This window comes from Nonomuraea sp. NPDC050663, assembly GCF_044456985.1.
In the GTDB taxonomy this organism is placed as follows: domain Bacteria; phylum Actinomycetota; class Actinomycetes; order Streptosporangiales; family Streptosporangiaceae; genus Nonomuraea.
Genome location: NZ_JBITGL010000025.1, coordinates 101,749 through 118,063, shown reverse-complemented (window position 1 = coordinate 118,063; position 16,315 = coordinate 101,749). Strand labels below are relative to the sequence as shown.

At 65.7% G+C, this 16,315-nt stretch carries 14 protein-coding genes and 1 pseudogene; 9 read left to right on the top strand and 6 right to left on the bottom strand.

The features are described 5' to 3' along the window. Positions 1–603 precede the first annotated feature (603 nt). A complete protein-coding gene (locus ACIBH1_RS45035) occupies positions 604–1,338 on the bottom strand; it encodes an SDR family oxidoreductase (RefSeq protein ID WP_397320258.1) in 735 nt (244 codons plus the stop codon). A 78-nt stretch (positions 1,339–1,416) separates the two neighbouring features. Between ACIBH1_RS45035 and ACIBH1_RS45030 the strand changes: the two are divergent. From ACIBH1_RS45030 to ACIBH1_RS44995, 8 genes and pseudogenes are all read left to right on the top strand, one after another. Continuing rightward, a pseudogene (locus ACIBH1_RS45030) lies at positions 1,417–1,638 on the top strand (hypothetical protein); the annotation flags it as partial. Between the two features lie 486 nt (positions 1,639–2,124). Then, a complete protein-coding gene (locus ACIBH1_RS45025; RefSeq protein ID WP_397320257.1) occupies positions 2,125–2,652 on the top strand; it encodes a hypothetical protein in 528 nt (175 codons plus the stop codon). A gap of 789 nt (positions 2,653–3,441) precedes the next feature. Next, a complete protein-coding gene (locus ACIBH1_RS45020; protein WP_397320253.1) occupies positions 3,442–3,648 on the top strand; it encodes a hypothetical protein in 207 nt (68 codons plus the stop codon). A 585-nt stretch (positions 3,649–4,233) separates the two neighbouring features. After that, positions 4,234–4,506, top strand: a complete 273-nt coding sequence (locus ACIBH1_RS45015; protein ID WP_397320252.1) for a hypothetical protein — start codon at positions 4,234–4,236, stop codon at positions 4,504–4,506. A gap of 348 nt (positions 4,507–4,854) precedes the next feature. Next, a complete protein-coding gene (locus ACIBH1_RS45010; protein WP_397320251.1) occupies positions 4,855–5,238 on the top strand; it encodes a hypothetical protein in 384 nt (127 codons plus the stop codon). A 233-nt stretch (positions 5,239–5,471) separates the two neighbouring features. Next, the gene (locus tag ACIBH1_RS45005) at positions 5,472–5,648 is read left to right on the top strand and encodes an ATP-binding protein (protein WP_397320256.1); all 177 of its coding nucleotides are present in this window, start codon (positions 5,472–5,474) and stop codon (positions 5,646–5,648) included. Positions 5,649–5,979: 331 nt separating this feature from the next. Continuing rightward, positions 5,980–6,753 carry a TetR/AcrR family transcriptional regulator gene (locus ACIBH1_RS45000; RefSeq protein ID WP_397320250.1) on the top strand — a complete coding sequence of 258 codons (774 nt, stop codon included), beginning with the start codon at positions 5,980–5,982 and terminating at the stop codon, positions 6,751–6,753. Positions 6,754–7,531: 778 nt separating this feature from the next. Further along, the gene (locus ACIBH1_RS44995; protein ID WP_397320249.1) at positions 7,532–8,512 is read left to right on the top strand and encodes an NAD-dependent epimerase/dehydratase family protein; all 981 of its coding nucleotides are present in this window, start codon (positions 7,532–7,534) and stop codon (positions 8,510–8,512) included. A gap of 517 nt (positions 8,513–9,029) precedes the next feature. On the opposite strand, the gene ACIBH1_RS44990 is transcribed toward ACIBH1_RS44995, so the two are convergent. The 3 genes from ACIBH1_RS44990 to ACIBH1_RS44980 form a co-directional block, all read right to left on the bottom strand. Continuing rightward, positions 9,030–9,926 (bottom strand): EamA family transporter, encoded by an 897-nt coding sequence (locus ACIBH1_RS44990; protein ID WP_397320255.1) that lies wholly within the window; start codon positions 9,924–9,926, stop codon positions 9,030–9,032. Between the two features lie 131 nt (positions 9,927–10,057). Further along, complete coding sequence (locus ACIBH1_RS44985) at positions 10,058–10,570, bottom strand: Lrp/AsnC family transcriptional regulator (protein ID WP_397320248.1); 513 nt, start codon at positions 10,568–10,570, stop codon at positions 10,058–10,060. Positions 10,571–11,359: 789 nt separating this feature from the next. Next, positions 11,360–12,052, bottom strand: a complete 693-nt coding sequence (locus ACIBH1_RS44980; protein ID WP_397320247.1) for a GNAT family N-acetyltransferase — start codon at positions 12,050–12,052, stop codon at positions 11,360–11,362. Between the two features lie 97 nt (positions 12,053–12,149). On the opposite strand from ACIBH1_RS44980, the gene ACIBH1_RS44975 reads away from it, so the two are divergent. Further along, positions 12,150–12,884, top strand: a complete 735-nt coding sequence (locus tag ACIBH1_RS44975; protein ID WP_397320246.1) for a TetR/AcrR family transcriptional regulator — start codon at positions 12,150–12,152, stop codon at positions 12,882–12,884. Positions 12,885–13,095: 211 nt separating this feature from the next. Here ACIBH1_RS44975 and ACIBH1_RS44970 read toward each other — a convergent pair whose 3' ends face one another. Both ACIBH1_RS44970 and ACIBH1_RS44965 read right to left on the bottom strand, forming a co-directional pair. Then, positions 13,096–15,225, bottom strand: coding sequence for an IS481 family transposase (locus ACIBH1_RS44970; RefSeq protein ID WP_397320245.1), 2,130 nt, complete (start codon positions 15,223–15,225; stop codon positions 13,096–13,098). Positions 15,226–15,353: 128 nt separating this feature from the next. Then, positions 15,354–15,854, bottom strand: a complete 501-nt coding sequence (locus ACIBH1_RS44965; RefSeq protein ID WP_397320244.1) for a DUF1772 domain-containing protein — start codon at positions 15,852–15,854, stop codon at positions 15,354–15,356. Positions 15,855–16,315 lie beyond the last annotated feature (461 nt).

The window sequence follows — 16,315 nt, the reverse complement described above, 5'->3', positions numbered from 1 at the left end:
AGTGGACATCGTCCTTGCCTTTCATGCGACTGCGCGGCGCTGGTGGCCTCTTACACACACAGGTCGAGCCGCAGCCAGAGAAATCGACACCACACCGGCCAGATTGAACGGGTTGGCACCGATGGAGGCTCCTGGCGTTGGAAAGACTGGAGCTCAAGGACGGTCGACCTTCTTCGCATTCCTCCCAGCGGCGAACTTGGCGCATCACCAACATCTGCGGGACGGGGCGGTCGCGCCCACTGCTGCAGCGGTGCCCGCTCGACCTCCGTAGGTCGGCCGACCGAGCCAGTCACCATCGTCGAGCGGCGTCCAGCGATGTTACGGCGGAGGCGGCTGGACCAGCCGACCATATCTGCACGCCCTACCGCCGAGAGCGAGTCATCCCATCGTGGGGCTGTGTTCACCGACACCGGGAACGGCTCAGTGCTCGCTGACACCTGCCAGGCGATGCCGTCCTTCTCGGTCAGTAGGGCCATGGGCGGGCATGAGGGCCTCCGGAAACTCGGTCACATCGCAATCCACCGAACCCTGGAGGCCCTCCTTCATTCAACATCCGCATCGAGCTGGTGTGTCGCCCGTAGTCAGCCTCTGTGGTCAGTACAGTCAGACCTGGCGAGTGGGCATCACAGTGAGTTCAGGGAGGCTGACATGCGCCGGCCTGCTCACCGCGAAGACGACGACCTCGGCCAGGTCGGCGGCTTCCAGCGGGTCGATCCTGGTCTTCATGTCCTTCAGCCAGGCCACCCCGAGCTCGGAGCCGGACAACAGCTCGGTAGCGACCACGCCGGGCTCGACGTTGGTGACCCTAATGCTGTGTGGCGCGAGCTCGTTTCGCATGTTTCTTGACAGGTGACTCACCGCCGCCTTAGTGGCCGCGTACACGGCCGCACCGGGCTCGATCCTGGAGGCGGAGATCGAGGAGATGTTGACCAGGTCCGCGGAGCCGCCGTCTGCGGCAGCGGCCTGGAGGTCGGGCAAGAACGCACGGAAGACGTGCAACAGCCCGGAGACGTTCAGGTCGAGCTGGCTGCGCCACTCGGCCGGCGCTTCCTCGCCGTCGAGCATGCCGGGCAGCAGGATCCCCGCCGCGTTCACCACGAGGTCAACGCGGCCCAGCGTCTCGCTCACCTGTCTGGCCATCGCAGCGACCTCCTCCTGCCTGGACAGGTCGGCCGCGACGGCGACGACCTCGCCCCCAAGTTCCTCACGCAGGGCGTCGAGCCGGTCCTTTCGGCGGGCGACGAGCGCCACGCCGGCACCCTGTGCAGCGAGCTTTCTGGCGATGGCAGCGCCGATGCCTGAAGAGGCGCCGGTGATGACTGCAGTGCGTTTGTTCATGACACCCATGCTGCTCAGGCTGGTCAAAACCAGCCAGGGCACTGCTGAGGGTGGTACTGGCAGGGTTAGGAGGCTTTGATGGGCATATCCCACAATGGGGTCATGGCGGTTAGTAAAGAGCTGGGTGAGTTCCTGCGTTCGCGGCGCGCTCGGGTTCGGCCCGAGGACGTTGACCTCCAGACGTACGGTGAACGCCGCCGGGTGGCCGGCCTGCGCAGGGAAGAGGTCGCGCTCCTCGCCAGAATCAGCGTGCCGTACTACGTCCGGCTGGAACAGGGGCGCGTCGGGAACGTCTCCGACGAGGTGCTGGGCGCGGTCGCCCGCGTGCTGGAGCTGAACGAGACCGAACACGCGCACTTGCGTGACCTCGCCCGTCAGCGCCGCACCTCACCGTCCCATCACCAACCCCCGCCCAGGACCTCGGACGCCCCCGACCATCCCGGCACCCCGGGCACCCTCGCCTCCCCCAGGGCTCCAGGTGCCGCGCCCCCGGCCGGAACCCCTGATCTGCTCGATACCCCAGCCGTAGACGGGGCGCGCGGCGACCCCACCCCGTCCGGGACACCGGGCGTGGACGGCACCTGCGGTAAGCCTGACATGCCCGGGACGGCGGCTCGTGACCCACGTGTTGAGGTGGCCTCGCCCCAGACCTCGAGCCCCTCCTCCCTCGGCGCTACCGCGACCGATACTCCCGATCCCCATTGTCGGAGCGCCTCCGAGGCTGGCGTTGCGGAGGCCGCGTCGCCAGAGGTAGAACCGGTGCGTAGTACGGGAGCAGCGCATGACGTGCGACCGACACTGCGGCGGGTGCTCGACGCGTTCACCCATACCCCCGCCTTCGTGCTGGGCAGAAGGACCGAGATGCTGGCCTGCAACCGCCTGGCGGCTCTTCTGTTCTGGAACCAGCCCACGCCCCCACTGGGCGAGCTCAACTGCGCCCGCCTGGTCTTCCTCGACGAGGACATCCGGGCCCTGTTCCGCGACTGGGAGCACAAGGCCCGGGAGACCGTGGCGTTCCTGCGGCTCAACGCCGGCCGGCATCCTGACGACCGCGAGCTGGCGGCGCTCGTGGGCGAGTTGTCCATGAAGAGCGGCGACTTCCGCCGTCTGTGGGCGGAGTACGAAGTCAAGGAGCGTTCTATCGGCCGCAACGTGCTTGACCATCCGCTGGTGGGCGAGCTCGTGCTCGACTACGACAGCCTGCGTCCCGGAGATGACGAGGACCAGGTCTTGATCACCTACCTGGCCGAAGCGGGCTCGCGCACTGAGGAAGCCCTGCGTTTCCTGGCGAGCTGGCACGATAATTTGACCTGAGATTTGCGTACCCCCTTCTGCCTGGAGGGGCACTGTACGGTTATTCACACGATCGACCTGGCCCCGCGTTCCCGGGACGCCTCTTCCAGAGATCACAGGCAGAGCATCCCGGCATATGAAGGTGACAACCGCAGTGCAGAACTCGAGGGTCCTGTCGAAGCGGGTGGCCAGACCGCGGAACTGCTTGAGTCGGTTGTAGCAGCGATCGACAATCGCTACGGCGCTGGTAGTGGGCGCTGCCGGCGAGCTGGTCGGGGCGTTCGGGGACGGTGGGCGCGCTGCCTAGCGTGGCGCAGAGATCTGCGGATCTTGCGAGTGCTGGCGCCCTCGCCGCCAGCTCATGCGGCGGGACCGGCACCCGATGGCGGCCAGAATGCGCTCCACTGTGCAGCGCCTGCGTCCCCGCCGGTCCTTTAGAAACGCCGGCGGCCGTCCTCCTCCATCGCGTGGATCTTGCCGCCAGGTCACCACAGGATCGACCGAGGGCGTGATCCGTGTTCTGGCCCGCCCGGCGCCCCTTCGACCACCGCCCGCATGCTGATGCGCCCGCACGATGGTGGAATGCACCACCAGCTAGAGTTGATCTCCCCGCGATCTCCCCGCCGCGCCCGTCTCGGCCTGCACCGCCTGGCCGCATCGCGGTGAACGTGCGGTCCGAAGCCAGCATCGAACCCGCGTGTACACACACCTTGCCAGGGCCGGTTCCGCGGCGGCACGTCGCGCCAGGCCACATCGGTACGGATCTTCGACACGACGCCGTTCAGGACCCGCCGATCATTCGCCCGCGGGGTGAGCGTGGCGAGTTCGTCGCGCAGCCGCGCCGACTCGGCAGCGGCCCGCTCGGCGTCGGTGCAGGCCTGCTCGGCCACGGCCCCCTTCAACGTCGCCGACGGGAGTGCCATCGGTGAACTGCACCACCAGCACCGCGCAGCCGACTTCAACAAGTTCCTGGCACCCTCGACAGAACGGCGCCAGCCGAACTCGATGTTCACCTGATCTGCGACAACTACGACACCCATAAGACGCCGACGATCAAGGCCTGGCTAGTGCGCCATCCCCGCTTCCACATGCATTTCATTCCGACCGGTTCCCCGGATCAACCAGGTCGAGCGCTGGTTCGGCTACCTGACCGACCAGCTCATCCGCCCAGGAGTGCGCAAGAGCGTCCAGTCTCTGGAGGGCGACCTCCGCGCCTGGATGGACCGCTGGAATTCCGACCCCAACCCTTCGTATGGACCACGACGGCCGAAGAGCTCCTCGAATCTCTCGCCAAACATTGCCGACGAATTTCGGGCGGATGACACTAGCAAGCAATGACATCGAGTGGTAGCTCGGCGGTTCTTCGACCATCGCCACGGTTCCTCCCCTCGCCGAGGTACACAGCTTCTATGCTGTTGCACAGCAACGGAGACCCGCTCGCGACCGTGGCCAGCGATGAGCTGCCGCACGAGACGCAACGCAGACCACTGCAGACATCAATCAGCTCGTTGAGACACACCAGATGTCCACCACTCCAAGTACTCGCGATCAGATTCAGTTTCCGCTACGTTTCGTGACCACCAGCGACAGAAAGGCTGCGCGATGCCACAGGTTCACAAAGGTGAGCGCTCGACGACAACGTTCCGGCCAGATCTGGAGCTGAAGAAGCGACTCAACGCCGCTGCTGCGGAGCACAACTTTCGCCACCTTAACGACTACCTGGTCGTGCTCCTTGGCGAGCTACACCCGGATCGGACGTTGCAGCCGGAGAAGGCAGGCACGGCGGTAGAGATGCTGGGCGCTTTGCTCGGACCGACATCGCTGGCGCAGGAAGAACTGGAGTTGTCGCCGATGTCGAAGAGCAGAGCAGCCTGAGAAGCACTCGCCGAGGCGACTGCCACCCGGCTTGCAGGCAGAGATGATCGGGGGTGGCGCCGTCAATGCGGGATGAATCCGGGCGCGGCAAGTCGCACTGCACGCCAGCCCCCACAGGGTGGGATCGGGGTATACACCGATCCCACCTCGCCGGTCCGGCTTCACGAACCAACTTTCGCCCGGGCGAGCTGGCCCAGTGTGATCTGTGGTTCCCGCCGGTCGATATCCCGTTCGGGTTCGGGCAGGTCGGACGAACGCCGGTGCTGATGGTGGCCGGATACTCGAGGGTCATCAACGCCTGAATGCTGCCCGCCCAAGCCCTTGATCTGATCGCCCGGGCAGTGGGCGTTGCTGACCAGGCTCGGTGCGGTCCCCAAGACGCTGGTCTGGGACAACGATTCCGTGGTCGGCCGGTGGCGGGGCGGTAGGCCGCAGCTGACGGCTGCGATGAACGTCATCCGCGGCAGCCTGGGCATCACTATCGTCCAGTGCCGGCCAGCCGACCCGGAAGTCAAAGGTCTGGCCGTGCGGCAAACGGCTATCTGGAAACCTCCTCCCTGCCCGGCCGACTTCAACACCCAACTGACGGATGGTTGGAGCGGGCCAACCAGCGGCATCACCGCGGGAGTGAGTACCGCCCGGTTGATCGGTTGGCGGCTGATCTGGCCGCGATGGTGTCGCTCCTGGCGGGTCTTTCTCTGGCTGCCCGGCACCGGCGAAACACACCTGTAGATCGGGCTGGGCATCCGAGCTTGCCAAGCGGGCGACCGGGTGCTGTTCGCCACCGCCGCCGAGTGGGTCGGCCGTCTGCTGATGCCCCCTCATGCCAGGCGGCTGCAGGACGAACTCGTCCGGTTGCCGTATCCCCCGTTGTTGACCGTTGAATGAGGTGAACTACATCCCGTTCGAGCCCGAGGCCGCGAGCCTGTTCCCAGTTCGTCTCATCCTGATACGAGCGAGCCTCGCTGATGACCTCGAACACGCCCTTCGGCCGATGGAGCGAGGTCTGTGGCGATGATGTGGTCGCCGCGGCCATGATCAACCGGCTCGTCCTTCACGCTGAGGTCATCAGTCTGAAGGGAAATCGCTACCGACTCAAATCGAGATCTGGGCCGTGTTCCACTGGCCAAGCCAACGACTGAACGACCATCAGGTGGGTGCGTTTCAGTGTCGGAGCTGAGTCCATCAGACGTCGTTGACCGTGGGGAGTCCAGGAGCGGTTGCGACAGGAAGCGGAAACCGATCCTTCGGGCGGTAGGGCAGCTTGCCAGAGCTGAAAGAGGGTACCGACGTGGTCGAGGCCTGTCGCACTCTGCCCTCCTTCGTGCAGACTTCGACGATCCGTAACGCGAGTACCTGTGCGGCGTTCCGGCCCAGTCTCTGCACCACCTAGATCGCGTGCCTGCTATGAATCGCCCTCTAAGGTATATAGTATAGAAGTCACACTAATCGCGCCCAGCCTAGGATGCTCCAGTGAGCGACAAGGGGATCCCGCCAGATCTGAGGCGCCTGTGGCGGCTGCCCTCCGGATCGGTGCGTGGAAGACCGGCCAGTCTGTCGGTAGACATCGTGGTCCAAGCTGCCGTTGATCTGGCAGACGATGCCGGCCTCGCTGCGGTCAGCCTGCCCAAACTTGCCGCCGTCCTGGGCGTCACGACGATGTCGCTCTACAAGTACGTCGGATCTGCAAGTGAGCTCTACGTCCTGATGGGCGACCTGGCATCAGGACGGCCGCCAGCTTGTGACTCAGACGACGAGTCGTGGCGCGATGGACTCTGGAAGTGGGCTCACGCTCAAATACAGGTCTATGCCGCCCATCCGTGGCTGAGCCAGCTTCCGGTGACCTCGCCACCCGGAGGGCCGAACGCTATCTCCTGGATGGACGGCTTCCTCGCGGCAATGTGTAAGACCGGCCTGGACGCCAAGCGCAAGCTCGCCATCCTCGCGATGCTCGGCAACTACGTTCGCAGCTTCGCACAAGTCCAGGCCAGCCTTGATCGAGGTAGGACAGATAAAAGGCAAACCCGCACCGAAACCGAACTACAGTACAGCGCGGCCATGGCGGCGCTGGTTGATCCGGCGGAGTATCCCCACGCCGCACAGCTGTTTCGAGGCGAACCATTCGAAAGCAATTCAGACTCATCGCGCGTACCAGGCGAAGCGTATCCAGAGTTTCGCTATGGACTCACCATCATCCTCGACGGGATTGCCGCTGCCATCGAGGAGCACGGCCAGGAGTCGACCTGAACCGACCACTACAGAGCGCAGCGACGGGGGAGACAGCCATGCCACGTCGTCGCCCCATCGATGTCAGGGGGCGCCATGGGACTGGCCGACGTCGCCGGAGCAAGCATGCTGCGGCGCCGAGGTTGGCCAGTCGCTGCGCCGTCGGTTCGTCAGTCATCACACGCAAGATCGCGCAGCGCAGGGCTTGGTCATTCGACACCGCAGCGGGGTTTCGACATGGGAGATCGAAGGCGCGAGCCCAGTCAGAGGCGACTTTCCGGTGGCCGAGAATGGGCGAAGTTCGACCATGGGTGGGCGTGGTTCAGCTATGGCCGAACGTCAAGGGGCACGTGTGAGCTGTACATGCCTAAAGGTCAACTGCTTTGGCGAAACTCTCTTGCGGCCGGTTTCATCAACACAGCGGCGATCGTCATCTACGGTGCAACTCTGCAAGACCGCAACGACATGGTGAGCGCTATCCTCGTGCTCACGGGCGCCGAAGTTACGGCACACGCTCATGGGGTTGCCGATCACCCAGCCGGTCCTGTATCTGGTTTCCGTTTCCAAGCGTGACACGACCGCTTCGGTCTCAAGACGGCGATGACCAACCGATACAGCTGTCCGAGCAGGTCCATGCGTTATCCATTCGCCGGGGATCCTGAGACGGTCGGCTCTACCCCCGTGCTCGATCACGTAAGCACGAGCCATGTGGCCTCATGGCTCACTTCCCCCGACGATTCGGCCATTCCGAGCAACGGTCTTCACCCCGAATCCGTTGCGTTCAATCTTGGAGATTGCAATGACCACACTCGTCACAGGCGCTACCGGCAATGTCGGAAGCGCGATTGTCACCGAACTCCTCACCCGGCAACGCCCTGTCCGCGCATTGGTGCGGTCGGCCTCGCGTGCACGAGCGATACTTCCAGCCGGGGTTGAACTGGTCGAAGGAGATATCACCAATCTCGCCGCGGTCCGTCAAGCCACTGCCGGTGTAACAGCGGTGTTCCATGCCTCTGGGTTGCCAGAGCAGTGGCATCGTGACACAGAGATCTTCGAACGGGTCAACGTGGGAGGCACTCGAAACGCTATCTACGCCGCGCTGGAGGCAGGCGTTCAGGCATTCGTCTACACCAGCACGATCGACGTCTTTGAGTGGCCCTCGCACGGCACATTTGATGAGACACGAATCGACGCGCGCCCTAAGGCCACGTATTACGAGCGGTCGAAGCAGGCAGCGGATCGCCTCGTCGTGGCGGCACTCGATGCTGGGCTTCCTGCTCGCTTCGTTCATCCGGCCGGCGTCTACGGACCGGCTCCAGTCATCACACCGGGTCTCAACCAACTGCTGGTCGGTCTCGCAACGAACAAAGTCCCGGTGCTCATTCCCGGAGGGCTTCCTGTGGTGCACGCCACCGACTGCGCGCGCTTACATCTGGCGGTCGAGCATTCAGCAGTAGGGAGTCGCTACATTGCTAGCGAGCGGTATCTGAGCTTGACCGAGGTCGCCCACATCGTGCGCGACTCGTGGCCGAACGCCAACCTGCCACGCATGGTGCCGCGGTGGCTGGCCCGCGCCATCTCCGAGGCTGGCGAAGTTCTCGCGAGCGTCACCAACAAACCACCCTTGGTCTCCAGAGGAGAACTGGCCTTTCTAACCCACGAGGTGAGACCGGATGCTGGCCGTGCAAGTCGTGAGCTTGGCTGGAGCGCGCGCCCCTTCGAATCCGGAGTCTCCGACACTCTTCACGCCATGAACAAGGCAGGTCAACTCCGAGTCTGAACTCGAGGTCGAAGAGTCAACGTTCGTTGAGCAGGCCCCCCGGTCTGAGCAGCCGTTACGGTCGTGGCAGTAAGGGTCTGGGCGGGCCGACACCTTAGTCGCTTGGTCAAGGGTCCACTCCAGAGTCCGAGATCAACTGCCGGGACCTGACTGGCGCCATGCCGGGGGCGCTACTCGTGGCACTGTGGAGGCGATCCAGGTCGCTGATCACCGGCGCATGTGGCACATCCTGGGCCAACTGCTGAACGCGTTGTAGCCCGGCATCGCACCCATCCCGTGACCTGCCGCAATCCAGCGCCGCTGTCGGCCGAGGACATCCCGGCCGAGGCCAAGGAACTACGGGAGGAGCTGTCGGGGATGCTGCCGTTCGTACCGATCGCTTCCCTGCTGGTCGAGCTGGACGCCCGCACCAAGCTCCTGGACTGCTTCACCCACGCCGGCGGCCGCAAGGCGAAACTGTCGGTGGAGCAGAAGCGCTACATCCTGATCGCCGGGGCCACGAAGCACGGAGGCAGGATCAGGGCGGCGAGTGAGTGCAGCCGCTGCTCGCTACGGGAGCAGACTGTGAAACACCCCCTAAAGCGACCGCAGCAAGGCCGCCGAATAGGAGCAGGAAGCCCGCAAGCGCGGCTGGGCTCAGGGTTTCACCGAGGACCGTCAGCCCCAGGACGGCGGCGACCATGGGCTCGGCCAAGCTGAGAGTGCCTGCGGCCGAGGCCGGGATGCGGCGCAGCCCGTGGACGAACAGCATGTAGCCCAGCACGGTGGCCGCGAGCGCGAGCCAGGCGATGAGCAGCAGGGACGCGCGGGTGACCAGGGCTTCTGCCTCGATCACGAGCCACGGAGTGAACAGGACTCCGCCGACCAGGAGGGTGAGGGACACGGCGGTGACCATGTCGGCGCCGGTGTCGGCGAGGTGCTTGGCCGCCACGGTGTAGACGGCACCGCAGACTCCGGCCACCACGGCCAGCAGGACGCCGAGGGGATCGGCGGACGAGGAGCCGCCGGGGAGCAGAAGGAGCGCGCATCCGGTCACAGAGGCAGCCGTGCCGCCCAGCCAGGCCCGCCCTAGGGGCGACCTACTGCCCGTCATACGGTCGACAATCCCGGTCGCCACTGGGGTGACGCCGAGTGCTACGGCCGTGGCCAGGGCCGCGCCCGTTCGGGCGACGGAGAAGAAGAACGCCGCCTGGAAAATTCCGGTGGCGGCTGCGGCAGCCAGCAGGGGCCAGGGCGCCCGGCGCATCAGCCGCACGGCGGAGCCGCCTCGCAGGGACAGCAGGGACAGCAGGGACAGCAGGATGCCACCCCCGAGCAGCCTCGCGCCTCCGAGTGCCATCGGGGACGCTTCGCTCCCCGCGAGCACTTGAGCCGGACCGACCGTCCCCCACAGGACCGCCGCCGCCAAGACCATGCGCGAACCGGTCGGTATGTTCATCGTTGTCACGAGCGGAGGGTAGGCAAGGTCTTCGGCCGCCGTCCTCTGTATCGAGCGGATCTTCGGTTCAGCCGACCCTGGCCGAACCTATGAGACTTACCTGTGGCTCAATCGTCGGGGCGCTCGAATTTTCTGCGACTGGAAGCCCTCCGGGCCGGAGAATTGGCGTCGATCTCGGCCTGCTCCGTCCGCACGAAGTGCTCGTAGACGACTGTGGTCCTGACGTCGACGATCTCCTTGCGCCTCGCTAGGTGGTCCAGGACGAAGTCGCGCAGGTACGGGGTGCCCGGCACCGCGACGTGGATCAGGATGTCCTCGTTGCCGGTCACCACGAAGACCGTGAGCGTCTCCGGGAGCTGCGCCACGCTGTCGAGCACCGCCTCGATCGTCTCCCTGGACTGGGGCCTGATCCGGACCCCGATTAGCGCCTGTACGCTGCGCCCGAGCGCGGCCAGGTTCGTCGCGGCGTGGTACCCGGTGATGACCCCTCGTTCGCGCAGCGCGCGCGTGCGCTCCAGCGCGGTCGAAGCCGCGATCCCCACCGAGTCGGCCAGCTCCTTGTTGGTTTGCCTGCCGTCCCGCTGAAGCCGTCTAAGAATCGCTCGGTCGGTCGCGTCCATGGCGAACATTCTTCGGCGTCATGGCCGTGACCGCTACCCCCGGCGTAGAATCCCGGCCTCCCCGTCGGGCGGGGAAGTCGGGGTCTCGCGGGGGTACTGAACGAGGCCAGCCAAGGTGAGCACCGCTGACAGTGTGCCCAGCAGCCGTGACAACGGGAGGGCGTAGCGCCAGCGCACCGCGGCCCGCAGGCGCTGCTCGTGGTCGGCGATCTGCTCGCGCGTGCGCTCGTGCGCGCCGAGCATGGCGTCGACTTGTTGCCGTGCTCGACGAGTTTGGCGCTACGGTCATGGGCGGTGATCATCACTCCGGGTTCGCTCATGGCGCCGCCAGCAGGGTGTCCGTCGCCGGGCCCTGGCAGCGCAGGTCGCACGGACATCCGCGCGTGTACCTCAAGATGCCGTCTGTTACCAACACGCCGGACACACAGCAGCCACCGCCATCCCGTAGCCACCCGGCGGCTGGGGCTTCGCTCGGGAGCGGAAGGCCGTATCGGGGCCTCCCACGCGGCGTGCGTGCGACATTGTCCTAGTTTCTTGAGGGCTGCGCTCGCGGGCAGGCAGTGGTTGGCTGTCCCGATCCTGGTTCGAGAGACCTGCGTTTGCCGAGTTCAGCCCTGCGGCCCTTCCGGTGATGACCCACCAAGACCAATGCCTACGAGGACTCCCAGGGACCAGCCCAGCACTCAGCCATGGGCGCGCTGATCGTCACTGCTTTGGCTCGTCATCGGTGGGCGCACCCGGGTCCCCGCCCGCCGCCCATACGACCGATGGTGGCGATGCGGCCCGGGACTATTGAAGCTTGGCGGACGTCCGCGCTCTGGCCTCCGCCTCCTCGGCAGCGCGGCCGACGCTCCAGATCATGGTCCGCTGGTGGACCCGTCGGCCCTCGTGCCGGAGGCCGGGCACCAATGGTGCCGGGCCGTGTTCGGCGAAGCCCATGCGCTTGAAGAACCGCACCGCCCGGGTGTTCTCGACCAGGGTCTGCAGGTGGCAGCCGGGAGATCCAGCCTTCCGGAGCCGGTCAAGCCATCGACTCATCAGTCCGTCGGCGGCACCTGTCCCTCGCGCCTCGGGTGCCACGTTGATGTGCAGATGCGCGGGCCACCTGACGTCGGCGAATTCGCCGGCGCCGGGCTCCTTGCGGACCGCGGCCCACGCTAGATCGGCCAGGCTGCGCGCGAAGAAGGCCGCGGGCCTGGGTCGGAAGACCAGCCGGTAGGTCCGCATCGCCTTCTCCATGCGCTCGCTCTCCCCGGGAAATCTCGCGCTGTCGAGGCATCCCGTCAGATAGCCCACCAGGGCGCCCCCGGCGACGGCGACGAAGAGCGATTCCGGCTCCAGTTCCATGTATGGGTCCAGGTAGACGGCCGCCTCCGAGTCCGCGTGCCCCCACAACGACGCCGTGGGAGCACCCTCGCCCACTCGTTCGAACAGCTCGCGCAGCTCGGCGCGGTCGCTCGGTGCGAACGTACGGATCTCCATGACGCCTCCCTAACTATGTACAGCCTACTCTGTACGACATACACGATTCTTATACTATAGGACGTACACAGATTCCAACCCCACGAGAGGATGTTCGATGGCAGAGCTGCCACCCGTCGTGGCGCGGATGTGGGGCCGCGAACCCACCACGCGCAGGGGCCCGAGGCCGCGCCTTGACCTGGCCACGATCACTATGGCCGCCATGGAGATCGCCGACACCGAGGGGCTGGCCGCCGTCTCCATGAGCAACCTCGCCGCCCGGGTAGGCGTCGCTCCGATGGCGCTCTACCGGTATGTCGGCAGCAAGGACGACCTGCTGACAATCATGGCGGACAGTGCCGTGCCCCCACCCCCCGAACGCGAGAACCTGTCCTGGCGCGCCTACCTCGCCACGTGGACCCGGCTCACCCGCGACCTCCTGCTGTCTCGGCCGTGGCTGCTGGATCTGCGCCACAGCACCCCGCCCATGGGCCCGCGGCGCCTGCTCTGGCTTGACCGGGCCCTGGACGCGCTGTCCGGTACCGGGCTGGATGACGGCCAGAGGTTCAATGTAGCCACAGTGCTGGCCGGCTACGCCCTCACCGACGCCACACTCACGCACTCGCTCGGCGCCAGTGGTAAGGAGCCCGCGGCCGAGGTTAAGGGAGCCGCCGAGTACGGCGAGATCCTCACGGAGGTCCTGGACCCCGCGATGTACCCGGCGCTGTCAGCCATGATGCGCTCAAGCCTGCTCCGCGACTCGACCGGCTGGACGGAGGACGCCGACTTCCGGTTCGGCCTCGACCTCCTGCTAGACGGCGTAGAGGCGCTGATCGCCCGCCCAGCCCGGTAGCCGGTCCCGGCTGCTGGGGGCGGAACGCGAACCCCACCTGGCGGCGGGGGGTCTAGGCCCTTGCAAACAACCGAACGGCCAGCCGCGTTATCGAGCCGGGGCAGGATCGAGATAGCCAGACAGGATGCGTCCTTCACCAGTGATCGGCAAGCATAAGCGCGCAACAGGCCAGCGATCACCCGGCCGCTGATCGCCTACGACCTGTCTAGTTTCACTTGATGATTGACGCAATGGCATCGGATGACGCTTGACACTCCTGGTCGATCTTTCGCTTCTTAGTATGCGCGCTGGACTTGGTCCGGGTGATCTCCTGGGTAGTGGTTCGAGGCACGATGCGCAGCGGCTCACCGTTGTCGTGCACGGTGATGTGAGTGTCATCCACGGTCACCTCGAGAATCTTGCGGGCGTGGACGCGGCCGACCTGAATCTTCTGCCCGACGACTTGGAACCCGCCGCGGCAGGAGACCACTCGTCGGACGGTCACCGGCTCGGTTGGCGCGGCCGGTGGCGGCCCTGCTCGCCGGGCACCCCGTAGGGTGACACACTCGGCCAGCGGAAGCGGGCAGGCCACAGCGCGCAGCAGTTGCCGTTGGTCGTTCATGACCTGGGCAGTGATGCCGTCCAGCCGCAAAGTGATCCGCTGGCCAGCCAGATAGGCGCCGATGCTCAACGCCCGGCCGGACAGGCTGACGGTGCCGATCGAGGACACCAACCGATCGATCTCGACCGCAGTCACCTCGGTGGTGGCCCGGCTGTGGACGGGGTCGAGACGGGCCGGTCGGGCCTGACCCGAGGCGATCAGCGCCGCCAGCGTATTGACGCTCAGCCGGGAGGCCACGCTCTTGAGCCTGCCACCGCCGACGGTGAACACATGCACATGGCTGGTGCTGATCCACACCGTGATCGGCATGCCCGCCCGGTCAGGGCCGAGCCACAGCTGTTGCCCGCCGATGGACAGATTCCCCGAGTCCGGCACGATCCGATCGACCTCGACTGCAGTCACCTCGGTGGTGGCCCGGCTGTGGACGGGGTCGAGACGGGCGGGACGGGCCGGTCGGGCCTGACCCGAGGCGATCAGCGCGGCCAGCGTATTAATGCTCAGCCGGGAGGCCACGCTCTTGAGCCTGCCGCCGCCGACGGTGAACACATGCACATGGCTGGTGCTGATCCACACCGTGATCGGCATGCCCGCCCGGTCAGGGCCGAGCCACAGCTGTTGCCCGCCGATGGACAGATTCCCCGAGTCCGGCACGATCCGATCGACCTCGATTGCCTGATGCGACAGCTGGTCCAAGACGGGCGTGAGAACCGGAGCGGACAGCACCGCCGGCGGACCGGCAGCCACCAGATCGGCCGGACCGGGTGCAGGGTGGGCGACCGGGGCCAGACTGGCCGGAAGGCGCAGCAGCATCTCCTGCTCGGCGCGCCGGCGAGCACCGTCATGGCCGGAGTGGAAGCGGTCAGCTGGGAAGTCCATCTCCAGCGCCTGATGCGGCCGGGCGGTGTTGTAGTGCTCGACAAAGTCTTCCACCGCCGCCTGGGCGGAGTCCAGATCGGCGAACGGCAGCATGCTGGCCAGCAACTCGCGGCGCACCGTCTGGTGGAAGCCTTCGATCTTCCCGGTGGTCGTCGGGGTGCGCGGGGCTGTATGCCGCAGGGTGATGCCGTTCTCCCAGCAGACCCGCTCGAACAGCACCTCACCGGCCGTCGGCCCACCGAAGCGGGCGGTGAACTGTTTGCCGTTGTTGTCGGTCAGGACTTCCAGGGGAACCCCGAAGCGCCGCATTGCCTCGGCGAACGCGGCGCAGACCAGCCTCCCGGTCGGTCGAGCAACGACCGAGGCGATCACGCAGAAGCGGGAATGGTCGTCCACCCCGGTGATCAGCTTGGCCTCGCTGCCGTCGGACAACAGCAGCCCGCCCATGATGTCCATCTGCCACAGCTGCATCGGGCCGGGCCGTTCCCAGAGCACATATTCTTCACGATTGCGCTGCCGCGCCCGCACGCTTATGAGGTCGTTACGCACCAGCGCCCGATAGATACTGGTTCGCGAGGGCACTGGCTCGACTCCGCGCCGGGCCAACTCCCACCCCAGTGTGCGTGGTCCCCAGCTCGGGTGGGCTCGCTGCAACTCGCAGATCATCGCCTCGACCGCTGCCGCGATCTGCATCGGATGCGCTCGAACGCGATGCGAGCGATCAGCCAGCGCGGCCAGCCCGCCGTCGCGATACCGCCGGACCCAGGTATGCACCGACTGGCGTGATACTCCATACCGGGCGGCCACGTCGGTGACTTTGGCCCCGCCCAGCACCTCGATGACCGCGTCATAGCGCTGCTCCATGACACTCAACTCCACCAGACGATCAAGGTGTCAAGCATCAAGCGAGACAGGACATGGTCGCCTACGACCACTAATGAGACTTAGGAATATTCGTCTAGGCCTGGCATCCTCCCCTGCCGAGGGAAGGATCAGCTCACCCTGCCACTTATGAATAGGGCCCAGCAGAGGAAACCGAACGCTGCGGTGGCGGTGATCGTGCGGACGAGGTTGTAGGCAACCCATTTGGCCTCGTTGAACTGACGACGCGCTTCAGCGAGATCCCTGATCCTGTCCGGAGCGCCAGCCGTCTGGAGAGCATTATTGAGCGGTACGTTCACGGCCATCGTGATGCAAAATGTAACCAGGTAGAGGACAAATGCGACGAGCAGCCATGGCAACACCGAGCGGACGTTCTGCCCGAGGTGGAGCACTGCTGCAAGGCCCGTTGAGAGCAGCGCGCCCACGAAGCTGAACATGAACCACGGATTGATGATCGCCCGATCCATGGCCTGAAACGCGCCGACAAATGTACGGTCGTCCGTCCCTGCGAGGCCACGCATGATGGTGTGTGCATAGAGGCCGCACACCCCGGCTACGAGACCAGTCGTTATAGTCGCCGCAATGAGCACGGCGACTCGCAGAACCAACATCAGCTCAGTACCTCATACAAACGTGACTTCGTGATGCGCCCAGCTGCTCTCCCTCGCTGTCCACATCCCTGGCTCGTTGGCCGACTAGCGCGGCCACGCAAAGAATAATGTCATCCGCAAAGACCCTCTCAGCGTGATCCGATGGCGCCTAGCCCTTGGGCACTAGCCCAGCATCAGGGTCGGTCATCTGAAGCGCGATGACTAGGTCACGGGCCGGACATTTGCCGGACACTTACCGCACACAGGGGCCATGCCTGTGCATAAAGGTGCTGATCGAACGGGGTTAGCCGAAACGCTCGGCGGAGCGTTGGCACATAAGGGGAAGCGTCCAGCTGGCGTTGATTCACCATAAGGGGCCGGGGCGCGGTGCTGACCCGACTCGCGATGGCGAATTGCGCTGGGGGCCAGGAAGACCACGGTAATACCGACTCTACTCGGGCACACTCCGCTCGACGGCCCCC

What these genes read in the sequence shown, in the direction of transcription:
- ACIBH1_RS45035 (WP_397320258.1), bottom strand. Translation starts at nt 1,338, where the DNA reads ATGAACAAACGCACTGCAGTCATCACCGGCGCCTCTTCAGGCATCGGC.
- ACIBH1_RS45015 (WP_397320252.1), top strand. Translation starts at nt 4,234, where the DNA reads ATGCCACAGGTTCACAAAGGTGAGCGCTCGACGACAACGTTCCGGCCA.
- ACIBH1_RS44995 (WP_397320249.1), top strand. Translation starts at nt 7,532, where the DNA reads ATGACCACACTCGTCACAGGCGCTACCGGCAATGTCGGAAGCGCGATT.
- ACIBH1_RS44990 (WP_397320255.1), bottom strand. Translation starts at nt 9,926, where the DNA reads ATGGTCTTGGCGGCGGCGGTCCTGTGGGGGACGGTCGGTCCGGCTCAA.
- ACIBH1_RS44985 (WP_397320248.1), bottom strand. Translation starts at nt 10,570, where the DNA reads ATGGACGCGACCGACCGAGCGATTCTTAGACGGCTTCAGCGGGACGGC.
- ACIBH1_RS44980 (WP_397320247.1), bottom strand. Translation starts at nt 12,052, where the DNA reads ATGGAGATCCGTACGTTCGCACCGAGCGACCGCGCCGAGCTGCGCGAG.
- ACIBH1_RS44975 (WP_397320246.1), top strand. Translation starts at nt 12,150, where the DNA reads ATGGCAGAGCTGCCACCCGTCGTGGCGCGGATGTGGGGCCGCGAACCC.
- ACIBH1_RS44970 (WP_397320245.1), bottom strand. Translation starts at nt 15,225, where the DNA reads ATGGAGCAGCGCTATGACGCGGTCATCGAGGTGCTGGGCGGGGCCAAA.
- ACIBH1_RS44965 (WP_397320244.1), bottom strand. Translation starts at nt 15,854, where the DNA reads ATGTTGGTTCTGCGAGTCGCCGTGCTCATTGCGGCGACTATAACGACT.